Origin of the sequence: Stenotrophomonas sp. SY1, from assembly GCF_021202945.1 — a bacterium.
Classification (GTDB): Bacteria; Pseudomonadota; Gammaproteobacteria; order Xanthomonadales; family Xanthomonadaceae; genus Stenotrophomonas.
Genome location: NZ_JAJOYR010000003.1, coordinates 110,618 through 123,983, shown reverse-complemented (window position 1 = coordinate 123,983; position 13,366 = coordinate 110,618). Strand labels below are relative to the sequence as shown.

General features: G+C 67.6%; 12 protein-coding genes. 5 read left to right on the top strand and 7 right to left on the bottom strand.

The annotated features are described in order from the left end of the window. Positions 1-60: 60 nt before the first annotated feature. Positions 61-519, bottom strand: a complete 459-nt coding sequence (locus LR961_RS17650; protein ID WP_232151284.1) for a YiiD C-terminal domain-containing protein — start codon at positions 517-519, stop codon at positions 61-63. Positions 520-561: 42 nt separating this feature from the next. On the opposite strand from LR961_RS17650, the gene LR961_RS17645 reads away from it, so the two are divergent. From LR961_RS17645 to LR961_RS17630, 4 genes are all read left to right on the top strand, one after another. Beyond that, entirely contained in the window at positions 562-1,344 is a 783-nt protein-coding gene (locus LR961_RS17645; RefSeq protein WP_232151283.1) for a uroporphyrinogen-III synthase, read from the top strand. A gap of 115 nt (positions 1,345-1,459) precedes the next feature. Beyond that, the gene (locus LR961_RS17640) at positions 1,460-2,440 is read left to right on the top strand and encodes a uroporphyrinogen-III C-methyltransferase (RefSeq protein WP_232151282.1); all 981 of its coding nucleotides are present in this window, start codon (positions 1,460-1,462) and stop codon (positions 2,438-2,440) included. Continuing rightward, positions 2,437-3,699, top strand: a complete 1,263-nt coding sequence (locus LR961_RS17635; RefSeq protein ID WP_232151281.1) for a heme biosynthesis HemY N-terminal domain-containing protein — start codon at positions 2,437-2,439, stop codon at positions 3,697-3,699. Before LR961_RS17640 ends, LR961_RS17635 begins: the two co-directional genes overlap by 4 nt. A gap of 26 nt (positions 3,700-3,725) precedes the next feature. Then, the gene (locus LR961_RS17630; protein ID WP_232151280.1) at positions 3,726-4,163 is read left to right on the top strand and encodes a hypothetical protein; all 438 of its coding nucleotides are present in this window, start codon (positions 3,726-3,728) and stop codon (positions 4,161-4,163) included. Positions 4,164-4,347: 184 nt separating this feature from the next. Here the strand turns inward: LR961_RS17630 and LR961_RS17625 are convergent, their stop codons facing one another. Then, on the bottom strand, positions 4,348-5,628 hold the full coding sequence (locus tag LR961_RS17625) for an acetyl-CoA C-acetyltransferase (RefSeq protein ID WP_232151279.1): 1,281 nt from the start codon (positions 5,626-5,628) through the stop codon (positions 4,348-4,350). A gap of 108 nt (positions 5,629-5,736) precedes the next feature. Between LR961_RS17625 and LR961_RS17620 the strand changes: the two genes are divergently transcribed. After that, on the top strand, positions 5,737-6,624 hold the full coding sequence (locus tag LR961_RS17620) for a hypothetical protein (RefSeq protein WP_232151278.1): 888 nt from the start codon (positions 5,737-5,739) through the stop codon (positions 6,622-6,624). Between the two features lie 146 nt (positions 6,625-6,770). Here LR961_RS17620 and LR961_RS17615 read toward each other — a convergent pair whose 3' ends face one another. From LR961_RS17615 to LR961_RS17595, 5 genes are all read right to left on the bottom strand, one after another. Beyond that, positions 6,771-7,391 (bottom strand): superoxide dismutase family protein, encoded by a 621-nt coding sequence (locus LR961_RS17615; RefSeq protein WP_232151277.1) that lies wholly within the window; start codon positions 7,389-7,391, stop codon positions 6,771-6,773. Between the two features lie 44 nt (positions 7,392-7,435). Next, entirely contained in the window at positions 7,436-7,885 is a 450-nt protein-coding gene (locus LR961_RS17610; RefSeq protein WP_232151438.1) for a superoxide dismutase family protein, read from the bottom strand. Between the two features lie 239 nt (positions 7,886-8,124). Then, positions 8,125-10,626 carry a serine/threonine-protein kinase gene (locus LR961_RS17605; protein WP_232151276.1) on the bottom strand — a complete coding sequence of 834 codons (2,502 nt, stop codon included), beginning with the start codon at positions 10,624-10,626 and terminating at the stop codon, positions 8,125-8,127. 229 nt (positions 10,627-10,855) lie between these two features. Next, positions 10,856-12,295 carry a nitrogen regulation protein NR(I) gene (ntrC, locus tag LR961_RS17600; RefSeq protein ID WP_232151275.1) on the bottom strand — a complete coding sequence of 480 codons (1,440 nt, stop codon included), beginning with the start codon at positions 12,293-12,295 and terminating at the stop codon, positions 10,856-10,858. Beyond that, positions 12,288-13,346, bottom strand: coding sequence for an ATP-binding protein (locus LR961_RS17595; protein ID WP_232151274.1), 1,059 nt, complete (start codon positions 13,344-13,346; stop codon positions 12,288-12,290). Before LR961_RS17595 ends, ntrC begins: the two co-directional genes overlap by 8 nt. Between the last annotated feature and the right edge of the window lie 20 nt (positions 13,347-13,366).

Sequence of the window (13,366 nt, the reverse complement as noted above, 5' to 3'; positions counted from 1 at the left end):
CCCCGGTTGAATGCCTGTTCTGGTGCTGCAAAGCCCTGAAAACGCCTTGGCAACGCCTGGTCAGGCCTTGTTGATGGCCACGAAGCGGCCCTCCAGCTCGGCCGCACCGCCTTCGATCTGTGCGCGCACGGTCACCCGCGCCCGACCACGCTTGCCGAACAATGCCAGAAACGCCGCCCAATCCTGGTCCGGTGCCGCCCGCGCCGTAGCCAGCAGGTCACCATAGACCGGGGCGCGATAGCGAATGCTGCTGTCGGCCACATAAACTTCCGCCTCATGCCCGGCCTGCGACAACTGCAGGCTGACCAGCGCCCACCCGGCCAGGGTCATCACCGAGGCCAGGCTGCCGCCGAAGGCGTTGCCCTTGTCGTTGATGTTGGCCGCCAGCGGTGCCTGCATGCGCAACACGCCGTTTTCATACCCGGTGATGCGAATATCCATCGCGGCCACCGGCGGCATCGCGGACAAGGTGGTCTGGAGTTGCTCGAGCAGTGCGCAGGACGGGGGATGTTCGGACATGAAGGGAAACAGTCAACGGAAAGCGCCCGCATAATGCATGGAATGAATCGCCGCGCCTATGTGCCAGCCGACACAGCTTGGCATCTGATCTCACTGCGCCCGCAGGGGCAGCACGACACGCTCCGTAGCGCCGCTGCCCGGTTGGGCGCGCGCACCGTGGCGCTGTCGCCGTGGCGGCTGGTGCTGCACAACGACCGCGCCACCCGCGAACAGTTGGCCGACGCGGCGCATTGCGACCGGCTGATATTCACCAGCCCCACCGCCGCCGATGCCGCTGCCCGGCTGTTGCCGCTGCGCGATCTGCGCCCCGGCAGCGTACTGGCCGTGGGCGAAGGCACCGCACGGGTGCTGCGCCAACACGGTGCTCCCGATGTGCAGGCACCAACCCGCATGGACAGCGAAGGCCTGCTGGCCCTGCCCGCCCTGCAGGCACTGAGCGGGCAGCGCGTGGCCCTGATCACCGCTCCCGGCGGGCGCGGCATGATCGCTGCCCAGGTCCGCGAACGCGGCGCCACGCTGGTCCGGGTCAACGTCTATGAGCGGGTGCCACTGCCGATCAGCGCCGCCACACTCAGCCGCCTGCTGGCCCTGCAGGGCCCCACCGTGCTGGCGGTAAGCAGCGGCGAAGCGTTGGAAAGCCTGCTGCCACAGCTGCCTGCCGCGCTGCTTGCCCGCTGGCGCCTGGCACCGGTGGTGACGGCCAGTGCACGCCTGGCCGAGCTGGCCGGCGAGCATGGTTTCACCCACGTCTGCGTGGCCGACGGGCCGCTGCCGGCGCAGTTGGCCAGCGCAGCGCGCGCGGCCATCTACCCGCCCGAAACGTAACCGCCGCGTGGCCAGTGGCTTGCAGTCAAGCAGCGGCCCGAGGGATGCTGTGTCAGCATGATCCGCGTCACAGTACCCGTGACGGGGACACGCCCGCCAAGGATGCTGTGCCTCCATGAATGACGTTTCCCCCGCTCCAACGCACCGGCGCACGCTGCGCTGGGTCATGTTCCTGATCGTGATCGGCGCGCTCGGCGCTGCCGGCTGGTATGGCTGGCAGCAGTGGCAGGCCCGCCAGCAGCAGGCCAATCACGTCCGCGAAAACGCTCTCCAGCAACTGGCTGCCATGCAGCAGAGCATGGACCAGCTGCGCAGCGACCAGCGCAACAATGCGCTGAGCATCCAGGGCGCCACCGCCACCAACCGCGTGCTGCGCGATGAAATGCTCGGGCTGAGCCAGCGCAACGCGTTGCTGGAGGAAAACCTGGCACAGCTGGCCGACAGCTCGCGCCAGGGCGCGCAGGCCATGCGCCGCGAAGAGGCCGAACTGCTGCTCAGCCAGGCCCAGCAACGCTTGGTGTTTGCCAGCGATCTGGACGGCGCACGACGCCTGTACGCGTTGGCGGCCGGGGTGCTGGAAGGCGCCGACAATCCCGATTTCATCAATCTGCGCCAGGCGCTGATCCAGGAACGCAACGCTCTGGATGCACTGGGCCCGGGCATCCGTGCCAAGACCGCCACACAGCTTGAACGCTGGTCCGCCGGGCTGGACGCCCTGCCCGAGCAGGCCGAGCGCAGTGCCGATGCCCGGTCGTCGTGGTGGCAGCAACTGCTGTCACCGCTGGTGCAGGTACGCCCGGCCGACGACAAGGTGCTGGTGGCCCGCTCCGAGCGGGTTGCTGCCAACGATTCACTGCAGATCGAACTGAGCCTGGCCCGCGCCGCGCTGGAGCGCGCCGACGACAACGCCTGGCGCCAGGCCATCGACCGCATCGACGGCTGGCTGCAGCGTCTGTGGCCCGAATCACCGCAACGCCGCGCCCATCGCGCACAACTGCGGCAGCTGCGTGATGTGGAACTGCGCCCCACCCTGCCCGAACTGGGCAGCACCTTGCAGCAGCTGCGCAGCATGCGCGCGACCAGGGAGACACCATGAAAGCCTTCCGTTCACTGCTGGTGGTGCTGCTGGTTGCCGCCATTGGGATTTTCGGCGCGCAATGGCTGGGCCAGGACTCGGTACGCGAGCTGGGTGAAGTCGTGGTGCGTGCCGGCGGCCACGATTACATCGCCACCCTGCCGCAGGCGGTGCTGGTATTGCTGATCGCCTTGCTGTTGGTGTGGTTGCTGTGGACCCTGCTCAGCGCGCCGTTCCGCGCCTGGGTCCGCCACCGCCGCAGGCAGGGCCGCGCCCGCCTGATCGACGGCCTGCATGCGCTTGATGGCGGGCAATGGCAGCGCGCGGAGAAACTGCTGCGCAGTGCCGCCACCGAAAGTGAAGTGCGGCCCATCGCGCTGGTCGCGGCGATGCGCGCGGCCGAAGCACGCAATGACACAACCGCCGCCGGCCAGCATCTGCAACAGCTCGGTGAAGTCGACGCCACCCTGCATGCACTGCACAGCGCCGAGCGCTGGTTGCAGCTGGACAAGCCTCAGCAGGCGATCGACGCGCTGGATGTCGCCGCGATCCAGCCGCTGCCGCCACGCGGACTGTGGCTTCGCACCGACGCATTGGCTCGTGCCGGCCGCGCCGAGGAGGCCTACGGGCAGCTCGGTGCATTGCGCCAACAGCAGGTGCTGCCGCCGGAATCGATGGCCGCGCTGGAATCGCGCCTGGCCTTGCAGATGCTCGATGAAGCCGCCGACGTGAATGCCCTGGCCGCACGCTGGGAAGTGCTGCCCAAGACGCTGCGCGTCAGCGCCGAGGCGGTCGCCCGCTACGCACGCCGCGCGGTGGCACTGAACTGGACCGACGTGGCCCTGCGCACCATCGAGCAAAGCCTGGACAGCCACTGGGATGAATCACTGATCGCGCTGTACGGCGAACTGCCGGTGGACAAGCTCGACTCGCGCCGCGCCAGCGCGCAACGCTGGTTGCAGAACCATTCCTCCAGCCCCGCATTGCTGCTGACACTTGCACGGCTCGCGCAGGGACAAGGCCAGTGGCAGCAGGCCGAAGAGTTCCTGCACCGTGCCATCGCCCAGGGCGCAGGGCCTGAAGCATGGGAAGCGCTGGGCGAGAACTTCGCCAGCCAGGGCGAGGATGCACTGGCACGGCAGTGCCTGCTAAATGCGCTGCGCCAGCGACGCAACCAGGCCATCCAACCGCTGCAGCATCGCAACCTGCACCAGCAGATCCAGGACCAAGCCGTTGCCGAAGAACGCGACGAACATGGTTTCCCGCGACTGCCCGGCTGAACCACCCGAACACACTGGACGATGCAATGAAAATACCTGCCGACATCCATGCCCACGTCTCGGCGCTGACCAGCGAGATGATCGACGCCGGTGAATCCGGGGACAGTCATTCCAGCGCCTCCGCATATGAGAAGTTGATCAACTACTGCGAATCGGTGGCGGCCGAAGGGCGCGACCACCCGTTCCTGTGGGAAACGCTGGCCGACTTCACCGGTGATGACCACGCCGCCATCGGCTTCTACCTGCGGGCGCTGCCGCTGGCCACCGCAGCCAACGCCGCCGAGTACGCCGCCTCGATCTGCCTTGCACTGGCCGAGCGGCATTCAAACCTTGAAGAGTTCAACGCCGCCCGCGACTACGCGTTGCAGGCCGATGCGTTCGCCCGCGCCACCGACGACCTGCCGCTGCGCAAGGCCATCAGCCAGTTCCTGCTGGATCATTCGCAGGCTGCAGACGAAGCCTGAGCGGACAACAGGGCGTGTGTGACGCCACTGCCATTGCCTTGCCCCGCAGTGCGTGCCGCGCAGGCCGGAAAGCAACGGCCGCGAATCGGAACCAGTAAAACGACCGCAGGCTGGGATTTCATCCCAGCCTGCGCAAACGAACCTGTTGCCGCCGCGCGTCTGCGCGAGCGCTGAACAGCGCTGATCAGCGCTCGACGATCGCCACCACGCCCATGCCGCCGGCGGTGCAGATCGACACCAATGCGCGGCCACCGCCACGTGCGGCCAGTTCCTTGGCAACCGTGCCGATGATGCGCGCGCCGGTTGCGGCGAAGGGATGGCCGGTGGCCAGCGACGAACCCAGCGGGTTGATCTTTTCCGGATCGATGCTGCCCAGCGCCGCATCCAGGCCCAGGCGGTTGCGGCAGTAGTCCTCGCTTTCCCAGGCGCGCAGCGTGCACAACACCTGCGCGGCGAAGGCTTCGTGGATTTCGTAGATGTCGAAATCCTGCAGGGTCAGGCCGTTGCGCTTGAGCATTTCCGGCACGGCCACGGTCGGTGCCATCAGCAGGCCTTCGCCATGCACGAAGTCCACCGCAGCCACCTGCGAGTCACGCAGATAAGCCAGCGGCTCATGGCCGTGCGCGCGCGCCCATTCCTCGCTGGCCAGCAGCACCGCGGCGGCGCCGTCGGTCAGCGGGGTCGAGTTGGCGGCGGTCAGCGTGCCGCGGCCGGAAACCTTGTCGAACGCCGGCTTGAGCGTGGCCAGCTTTTCCAGCGATGTGTCCGGACGCAGGATGTTGTCGCGCTCCACGCCACGGAACGGTGCGATCAGGTCGTTGAAGAAACCGCGCTCATAGGCTGCGGCCAGCTTCTTGTGCGAAGACACCGCCCATTCGTCCTGCGCCTCGCGCGCGATGTTCCATTCCTTGGCCATGTCCTCGCAGTGGTCGCCCATGCTCTTGCCGGTGCGCGGCTCGGCCACGCCGGGGAACTCGGGCTTGAGCTCGGAGAACTTGAAGCCGCTGGTCAGCGCGCGGATCTTGTCGCCGGTGCTCTTGGCACGGTTGGCGGCCAGCAGGCGTGCGCGCAGCTTCTTGCCGTACACGATCGGCACATCCGAGGTGGTATCCGAACCGCCACCGATGCCCGATTCGATCTGGCCCAGCGCGATCTTGTTGGCCACGGTGATGATGCTGTCCAGCGACGTACCACACGCGCGTTGCAGGGTGATGCCCGGGGTCAACGGCGACAGGCCCGAGGACAGCGCGGCCTCGCGGCCCAGGTTCCAGTCGCTGGGGTGCTTGATCACCGCGCCCATCGCCACTTCGCCCAGCTGCTGGCCGTGCAGGCCGAACCGCTCCACCAGTGCCCCCAGCGTACGGACCGACATGCCGAGATTGCCAACATCCGCATAGGCGGTGTTCTGGCGGCAGAACGGAATACGGACACCACCAAGGATGGCGACGGGACGGGCGCTGGTCATGCGGGTACCTGATGACATGGGGGTTGAATGCAACGTGGCCTGCACGTGATAGCAGGCATAATGGCGCTGAGTGTAGCTTTCGAGCCAGTAATGGGCCAACCGCGAACCATGAGCAATTCGAACCCCGACATGAACGCGCTGGGTGTGATGGCGCTGGAACTGGCCGGCGGCCAGCAACCTGGCAAGGCTGTCCTGCCCTCGGAGCAGGCCGGTGAACTGGCCGCCCTGGTGGGCCGCGACCTGGCCAAGCTGGTCCCGCAGGTGAGCGGGCTGGACCTGGTGCTGGCCGGCGCGCATTTCGACCCGGCCGAAGTCCTGCGCCCGGGCTGGCCGATCCATCGCCGTCTGGAGGAGTTGCAGATGCGCGCGCCGGGCCGCAACCAGGGCCCGCGCCTGCTGGCCTTCGGCAGCGATGCCAACGGTGAGGTTCCGTTGCCGTTGCAGGCCGACCCGGCATTGATCGGCGGTGGCCTGCGGGTGGTGCCGTTCGTACTGGCCGGTGACGATGCCGTGCTGCTGGGCGAGACCCGCGAGGCGCTGGAAGAAGTGCTGCTGGCCAACGGCATGGCGCAGCCGGATACCGCGCTGCTGGCGCAGAACGCGTTTGCCGCGCAGATCGAACACGCGCGCTATTTCACCGTCAACGACCTGGCCGCGATGATGGCCATGCAGTACGACAACCAGGGCCTGGCCGACCTGTGGCCGTTGCTGGAGACGGCGATGTTCGCGCCGGGCCAGGAACAGTGGCTGGAAGCACCGCCGGAACCGCTGCTGCGTTACGTCGATGGCGAAGTGCGCATGGCTTTGTTCGACCCGGCCGGCTGGTGCGCCCATTACGGCCACGAGCGCGATGGCTGCGACCGCCTGCAGCGCATCTACGACCAGTACCTGATGCGTCAGCGGCAGATGGCCGCGGTGCTGGAAGCCCATGGCCTGGACGTGCTGTACGTGCACGTACATGCCGGGCAGGACGCCAAGGTGCTGCTGGGGCATTAAGCACGCAATGCGCAGTTGGATGAGAAAGGGCCGCGCGAGCGGCCCTTTCCTGTTGCAGCAGCAGAACGGTAGTGCCGAGTCATGCTCGGCAGGGGCTTCATCGGTGAAGCCTCAGCGCAGCATGGCTGTGCGCTCTACCGGCGGCCTTACGGCGCCTTGTTGATCACCGCGCAGGCCAGGCGTGCGCCGGCATTGCCGGTCGGCTGGGTCTTGTAGTCGTCCGGGTCGGCGTGGACGATCAGACCGCGGCCGATGATGTCGAACGCATCGCCCTTGCCGGCGTTGACGTTGCTGGCCACGGCGCCGTCGATGTGCGCGTTGCCCTGGGCGTCGGCGGTGATGTTGGGCATGTCGCCACCGTGGTGGGCGCCGGCATCGATGCTGCCGTGCTCGCTGCTGCCCGGATTGAAGTGGCCACCGGCGCTGGTGCCGTCCGGTGCACTGCAATCACCCTTTTCATGGATGTGGAAACCATGTGCGCTACCCGGCTTCAGGCCGGTGATGTCGCCGCTGGCGCGCAGCTTGCCGTCCACTTCGCTGAAGGTGATGGTGCCGGCGACGGTGCTGTCCTTGGTCGGCTGCAGCACCGCGGTGGCCACCGGCTTGGCCATGGCCGGCGGTGCGGCCGGGTCGGCTTCCGGCGTCTGCGCCGGTGCGGTGGTGCCGGCTGCCGGGTCGGCGGGCGCGGCGGTCGGCTCGGCCGGCTTGTTGCAGGCGGTCAACGCCAGCGTACTGGCCAGAAACAACGTGGTGTGGATCAAACGCATGGTCTTGCTCCTCGGAAACGGGTTGGATCAGAACAATTGCGCATTCAGCGCACGACGCGGATCACCGCACAGGCGACGCGCGCACCGGCATTGCCGGCCGGCTGGCTACGGTAATCGTCGGCGCCAGCGTGGACTACCAGCGCGCGGCCTGCAATGTCGTTGGCCGCGCCGCCGCCCAGGGTGACGCCGCGCAGGTGCACATCCACATTGGCCACGCCCTCGGCGTTGGCCTGCAGATTGTCCATGTCACCGGCGTGATGCGCGCCTGCCGACGCGCGCCCATGCACCTGCGCGGTCGGGTTGAAGTGATTGCCGGCGCTGCTGGCATCCACGGCGCTGCAATCGCCCTTCTCATGCACATGGAATGCAGACTGACGGCCACGCGGCAAGCCGCCGATCACGCCGGTGATATGCACGCCGCCGGCTTCAGGCACCAATGCCAGGCGACCACTGACCAGGCTGGCCGAGGCCGGCGACAGGTTGGCATCGGCCATCTTCGCGGTGCTGACGCCGGCAGGTGGCAGCGGGGCATCGGTCTTGGTCGGCGGACTGCTGCCGCAGGCGGCCAGCAGCAAGGTGCCGGCGGCGGTCATCAGGATCAGGCACTGACGCATGGGGTAACTCCTCTGGAATACGTGCCGGCGGTGATGAGGTCCAATCCGGCGTGTGCTGCTACGGGCATGTCGGCGTAACGATGCCTGTTTGCCGCCACGCGGTCGAGACCCGATCGCACTCAATCAGCGCGTGCCGCGAGCGGCAGTGCGCCAGCACCGGCTGCCTCCACCTTCTGCAGCGTGCGGCGTACATCGCGCAGCGCACCTTCGTGAGCGTCGCCGTAAACCTCGCGCATGGCGTCCACCGCAGCGATGGCGTGCTGGTGCGCGCCCGTGCGATCCCCCGTGGCCAGCTCGGCTTCGGCCAGCCCGCGCAGGATTTCGGCAGTGATAGGGTTGGCCCGACCCAGCGTACGGTCGGCAATGCCCAGCAGGGCCTGTTGTTCGTCCCGGGATGCGGCAGCCTGCCCTGCTGCAAGCAACCAGTTGGCATGGTTGTGACGGGTCATTACCGCCGCTTGCGATTCAGGGCCGTAGCGCTTGGCATTCCACTCCATGGCCGCGCGATAGTGCGGCCCGGCTTCAGCCACCTTTCCCTGTTCACGCAGGGCGCTGCCCAGCATGCCACGCACATTGATCGGATAGCTGCTGTCGGAGCCGTACATGCGCTCGTAGGCGACGAGCAGCTGCCTCAGTTCCGGCTCGGCGCCGGCGAAGTCGCGCATGCGCAGCCGCGTGGTCACCCGGTCACGGCGCGACACCAGCGTCAGCGGGTGATCGGCGCCATTGATGCGGGTTCGCCGCTGCACCACATCGTCCAACAACGCGATGGATTGCGCGTAGTCACCACTGGTGGACAGTACGTTGGCGTAGCGCTTGGCCGCATCCAGGCGTTGCTGGTCGTCGGCGGGCACGGTGCGGATGAAGCCATCCAGCGCTTCCTTGGCCAGGCGCAGGGCATCGACCATCCTGCCCTGCCCGTACCAAACCCATGCCAGACGTGACTGCATGTCGTACATCAACCACTGCTGTGCCGGTTCCCCCTGGCGCGCCTTGGCGATGCCCTCCTCCAGCATCGTCTGTGCCCGCGGGTAGTCACCTTTGACGAAATAGGCTTCGCCCAGCACCTGCAGGGCACGCAGACGCTGCAGATCAAGCGTGCCGGGATGCTTGTCGGCGAGCACACGGATCGACTCCAGGTGCTCGATGGCGCGGTCGTATTCCTCCAGCGTGATCTGGTTGACCGCGATGATCAATTCCATATCCGCGAGGATGTCCGGATAGGCAGCCAGATCACGCGGAGCACGCTGGGAAGCACCATCGAGCACGCGCAGCATCAGGGTCTTGTCCAGATCCTCCGTCATGGCCGGGTCCATGCTGTCCAGCACCGAGGCCAGGAAGCTGGAAGACACCTTGGCCTTGGCCGCTTCCTGGCGAGCCTCGCGCAATGACCAGGCGGTGGCCACCAGCCCGGCCACCAGCACGACCGCTACAACCGCTGCCGCACCCACCATCAACCGGTTGCGGCGCGCGAACTTGCGCAGCGAGAGCAGCCGCTTGCGGCCGGCGGCATGTGGTGGGTAGTGACGCAACCAGCGCCGCAGGTCTTCCAGCAACGTCGACACCGACGCGTATCGCTCATTGCGGTCGCGTTGCAGCGCTTTCAATGCGATGGCGTCCAGCCCGTCCTGCAGCTCCCGCAGCAGGCGCATCGGGCTACTGCCGCGTGCCAGGGCCACCTGCTCTTGCCGTGAGGTGGAAAGACCACGCAGGTATTGCGATGGCGACAACGAAACAGCGGGCTCAGGCCGTGTGCCGCAGGCCAGTTCGTACAGAATCGCCCCAAGCGAATACACGTCGCTGCGTGCATCCACATCATTACCTGGCCGCGACTGCTCCGGGCTCATGTAGCCCGGCGTGCCGCCGCCATTGCTCAGCTCCGTGCCTTCGGCTTCCATGGCGATGCCGAAATCAATGATCTTCGGCATCGCCACGCCATCGACGCTGCCTACCAGCACATTGGTGGGCTTCAGGTCACGGTGGATGACGCCCTTCTGGTGCGCGTGCTGCACGCCTTCGGCCACCTTGGCCAGCAACTCCACGCGTTGGCGCATGCTCAGCGCGTGCTGGTCGCACCACCGTGATACCGGCTGGCCCTGGATGTATTCCATGACCAGGTAGGCGCGGCCTTCCGGGTCGATGCCGGCGTCGTGGATCTGTGCGATGGCCGGATGCTGCATCTGCGCAAGCAGACGGCACTCGTACTCGAAGTGGGCATGGCGACGCTCACTCAATGCGGTCGTGCGCACCAGTTTGAGCGCCACTTCCCGCTCATAGGCGCCATCGGCGCGGCGCGCCAGGTAGACGCGGCCCATGCCGCCGGAACCAATCATCCGTTCGATCGCCCACGGGCCGAAGCGCGTGCCCGCCGCGATCTCTGCTTCGCTTGCCTGCAGCAGCTCTTCGTTTGCCTGCAACATCGCCTCGGCCGCCCGCTGCAGCGGTTCGCGCAGGCGCCGCGTCGCGTCCAGATCAGCGCTGATCAACGCCAGCAGTTCCTGCCGCAGTTCGGGTTGGTCCATGGTCTGCGCGTGGGCGAAGCCAAGGCGCTCGATTTCAGGCAGGTCGGTGGCCTGGCCGAACAGCTCGGTCAAGCGGCTCCAGGCTTCGGCACTCAACATGGCAGCAAACGCCTCGACAGCCAGGTGTTGGTGACATGTGGTTCACGGCACAGGTTTGGCGTGGACACGCCGCCTGGTTCGCCGCCATCAAACGCGCTGGGACGGGCCCGCTCATGCAATACGAAAGAGCGCCGGAGCATTCCGGTGGTATCGACCTGCGGTGTCGAGGGTTCCATGGGGGCCCGAGTATACAGACCGGTCTTCAGCATTCCGGACGCGCCGTCACCACTCAGCTCTTCCGGCCCGGCCCCAGTTTGCGGGTGATGGTGTTGCGGCCCAATCCCAGCCGTGCGGCGGCATCGGCACGGTGGCCATCGGTGAAGGCCAGCGCCGCTTCCAGCAGCACCGCATCCAGACGCTCGCGTGCCTGCGCATGCAGGCCGGTGGCACCCTCGGCCAAGCGTTGCCGGGCCCATTCGCCAAGCGCTGCGTCCCATTGCCCCGGCACCACGCCGGTCGGCGTGCGGGCGCCGCGTCCACCACGTGACAGCGCGGCGCGAACGTCATCGGCGGAAATGATGTCGGCCACGGCCAGCGCCGCGAGCCGCCAGCACACGTTTTCCAGTTCGCGTACGTTGCCGGGCCAGGGATGTTCGCGCAGCACCTGCAGCGCCGGCGTGGACAGGCGCTTGGCCGGGACGTCCAGGCGTCGGGCAGCGTTGTTGAGGAAGGTCTCGGCCAGTTGCGGCACGTCGCCCAGGCGTTCGCGCAGCGGCGGCAGCCACAGCCGCACCATGTCCAGCCGGTGCAGCAGGTCGGCGCGGAAGCGGCCCTGTTCGACCAACGCTTCCAGGTCCTGATGGGTGGCAGCCACCACGCGCACGTCGACACGGATCAACTCGCGGCCACCGACGCGGAAAAACTCTCCCTCGGCCAGCACGCGCAGCAGCCGGGTCTGCAGGGGCAGCGGCATGTCGCCGATTTCGTCCAGGAACAAGGTGCCGCCATTGGCCTGTTCAAAGCGGCCGATATGGCGCTTGCTGGCACCGGTGAAGGCGCCGGCTTCGTGGCCGAACAATTCGCTCTCCAGCAGTTCGGCAGGAATCGCCGCCGTGTTGAGCGCGACGAACGGCCCCTTGGCGCGCGGCGATTCGCGATGCAATGCGCTGGCCACCAGCTCCTTGCCGGTGCCGGTTTCGCCATTGATCAATACCGACAGCGGCGCCTGCGCGAGGCGGCCGATGGCACGGAACAACGCGCGCATGGCCGGGGTGTCACCGATCAGCTGCGGCGGGCCATCGTCCGAGGCGCTGGCCGCTGCGGCGGCAGGCACCGGCAGGGCCTGCGGCTCGGGCAGCGCGCGACGGGCCAGTTCCACCGCATCGTCCAGATCGAACGGTTTGGACAGGAATTCATGCGCACCGCCACGGAACGCACCGGCGGTGCTCGCCACATCGGTGTAGGCCGACATCACGATCACCGGCAGCTGCGGGTGCGCGGCCTTGAGCTTGTCCAGCAGCACCAGCCCGTCATCACCGGGCATGCGCACGTCGGTGAACAGCAGGTCCGGTGCCGGGCGCTCGGCCATCGCGCTCAAGGCGGCGGCGGCGCTGTCGAAACCTTCCACCGTGTAGCCGGCATCGCGCAGCGCAGTGGTCAGCACGAAACGTACCGAGCGGTCGTCATCGACCACCCACACCGTGGCGGCCTGGGATGTGGACTCATGCATCGCTCACCTCGGTGGCTTCTTCTTCGGCCAAGGGCAGCGGCAACAGCACGGTGAACACGGTGTGGCCCGGCCGCGAACGGTAGCTGAGCGTGCCGCGGTGTTCGCGGGCAACCTGCTGGGCCAGCGCCAGGCCCAGCCCGGTGCCTTCGGCGCGGCCACTGACCAGCGGCAGGAACAGGTGTTCGGCCAGCTCTTCCGGCACGCCACGGCCGTCGTCGGCCACTTCCAGGCGCAGCGCCAGCGGATGCGGTTGTTCGGCGATGCGCAGGCCGTGTTCGACCCGGGTACGCAGGGTGACGCTGGTGGCGCCGGCCTGGATGGCGTTGCGCACCAGATTGAGCAGCGCCTGGGTCAGGCGGTCGCCGTCGCCGGGAAACTCCGGAATGCTGGGGTCGTAGTCGCGCAGCAGCCGCACCGACCAGCCGGCCTCGCTTTCGACCAGGCGCAGCACGCGCTCCAGCGCCGCATGGATGTTCAGCGGTGCGTGCGGCCGTGGCGGTGCCGGTGACAGCAGCTGTTCGAGCAGGGTGTTGAGGCGCTCGATCTCCGAGCCGATCAGTTCGATCAACTCGCTTTCATCGCTGTCGCGACCGTGGGCACGGCGGGCCAGCAGCTGCGCCGCGCCCTTCAGCCCGGCCAGCGGATTGCGCAGCTCGTGGGCCAAGCCCTTGAGTGCGGCGCTGAAGGCGCCAGGCAGGACCTGCGCCGGGTCGGCGGTCTGGAATTCGTCCACCGGGTGCGCTTCAAGCAGCCAGCCGCCGCCTTCGTGGCCGCTCAACCAGCCATCGGCGAAGCGCGGGGCTTCGCCGGGCAAGGCCAGGGCCAGCCGTGGCAGGCGCAGGGTGTCGGTGGAAGGCGTGGCCAGTTGCCCGGCCAGCAGCTCGCCCTGCACTTCCAGCGAGGCCAGCGGCTGGCCCAGCAGGCGCCGCACGCTCACCCCCAGCCAGCGGCAGAACGCCGGGTTGGCACCGAGGATGCGGCCATCGGTGTCGCTCCAGACCAGCGGTGTGGCCAGCAGTTCCGGGGAGGGGCTGAAGTCGTTTCCGCTCATTGCACCAATATAGTGCAAAG

What these genes read in the sequence shown, in the direction of transcription:
- LR961_RS17620 (WP_232151278.1), top strand. Translation starts at nt 5,737, where the DNA reads ATGAGCAATTCGAACCCCGACATGAACGCGCTGGGTGTGATGGCGCTG.
- LR961_RS17635 (WP_232151281.1), top strand. Translation starts at nt 2,437, where the DNA reads ATGAAAGCCTTCCGTTCACTGCTGGTGGTGCTGCTGGTTGCCGCCATT.
- LR961_RS17625 (WP_232151279.1), bottom strand. Translation starts at nt 5,628, where the DNA reads ATGACCAGCGCCCGTCCCGTCGCCATCCTTGGTGGTGTCCGTATTCCG.
- LR961_RS17640 (WP_232151282.1), top strand. Translation starts at nt 1,460, where the DNA reads ATGAATGACGTTTCCCCCGCTCCAACGCACCGGCGCACGCTGCGCTGG.
- LR961_RS17645 (WP_232151283.1), top strand. Translation starts at nt 562, where the DNA reads ATGAATCGCCGCGCCTATGTGCCAGCCGACACAGCTTGGCATCTGATC.
- LR961_RS17650 (WP_232151284.1), bottom strand. Translation starts at nt 519, where the DNA reads ATGTCCGAACATCCCCCGTCCTGCGCACTGCTCGAGCAACTCCAGACC.
- LR961_RS17610 (WP_232151438.1), bottom strand. Translation starts at nt 7,885, where the DNA reads ATGGCCGATGCCAACCTGTCGCCGGCCTCGGCCAGCCTGGTCAGTGGT.
- ntrC (WP_232151275.1), bottom strand. Translation starts at nt 12,295, where the DNA reads ATGCATGAGTCCACATCCCAGGCCGCCACGGTGTGGGTGGTCGATGAC.
- LR961_RS17615 (WP_232151277.1), bottom strand. Translation starts at nt 7,391, where the DNA reads ATGCGTTTGATCCACACCACGTTGTTTCTGGCCAGTACGCTGGCGTTG.
- LR961_RS17595 (WP_232151274.1), bottom strand. Translation starts at nt 13,346, where the DNA reads ATGAGCGGAAACGACTTCAGCCCCTCCCCGGAACTGCTGGCCACACCG.
- LR961_RS17630 (WP_232151280.1), top strand. Translation starts at nt 3,726, where the DNA reads ATGAAAATACCTGCCGACATCCATGCCCACGTCTCGGCGCTGACCAGC.
- LR961_RS17605 (WP_232151276.1), bottom strand. Translation starts at nt 10,626, where the DNA reads ATGTTGAGTGCCGAAGCCTGGAGCCGCTTGACCGAGCTGTTCGGCCAG.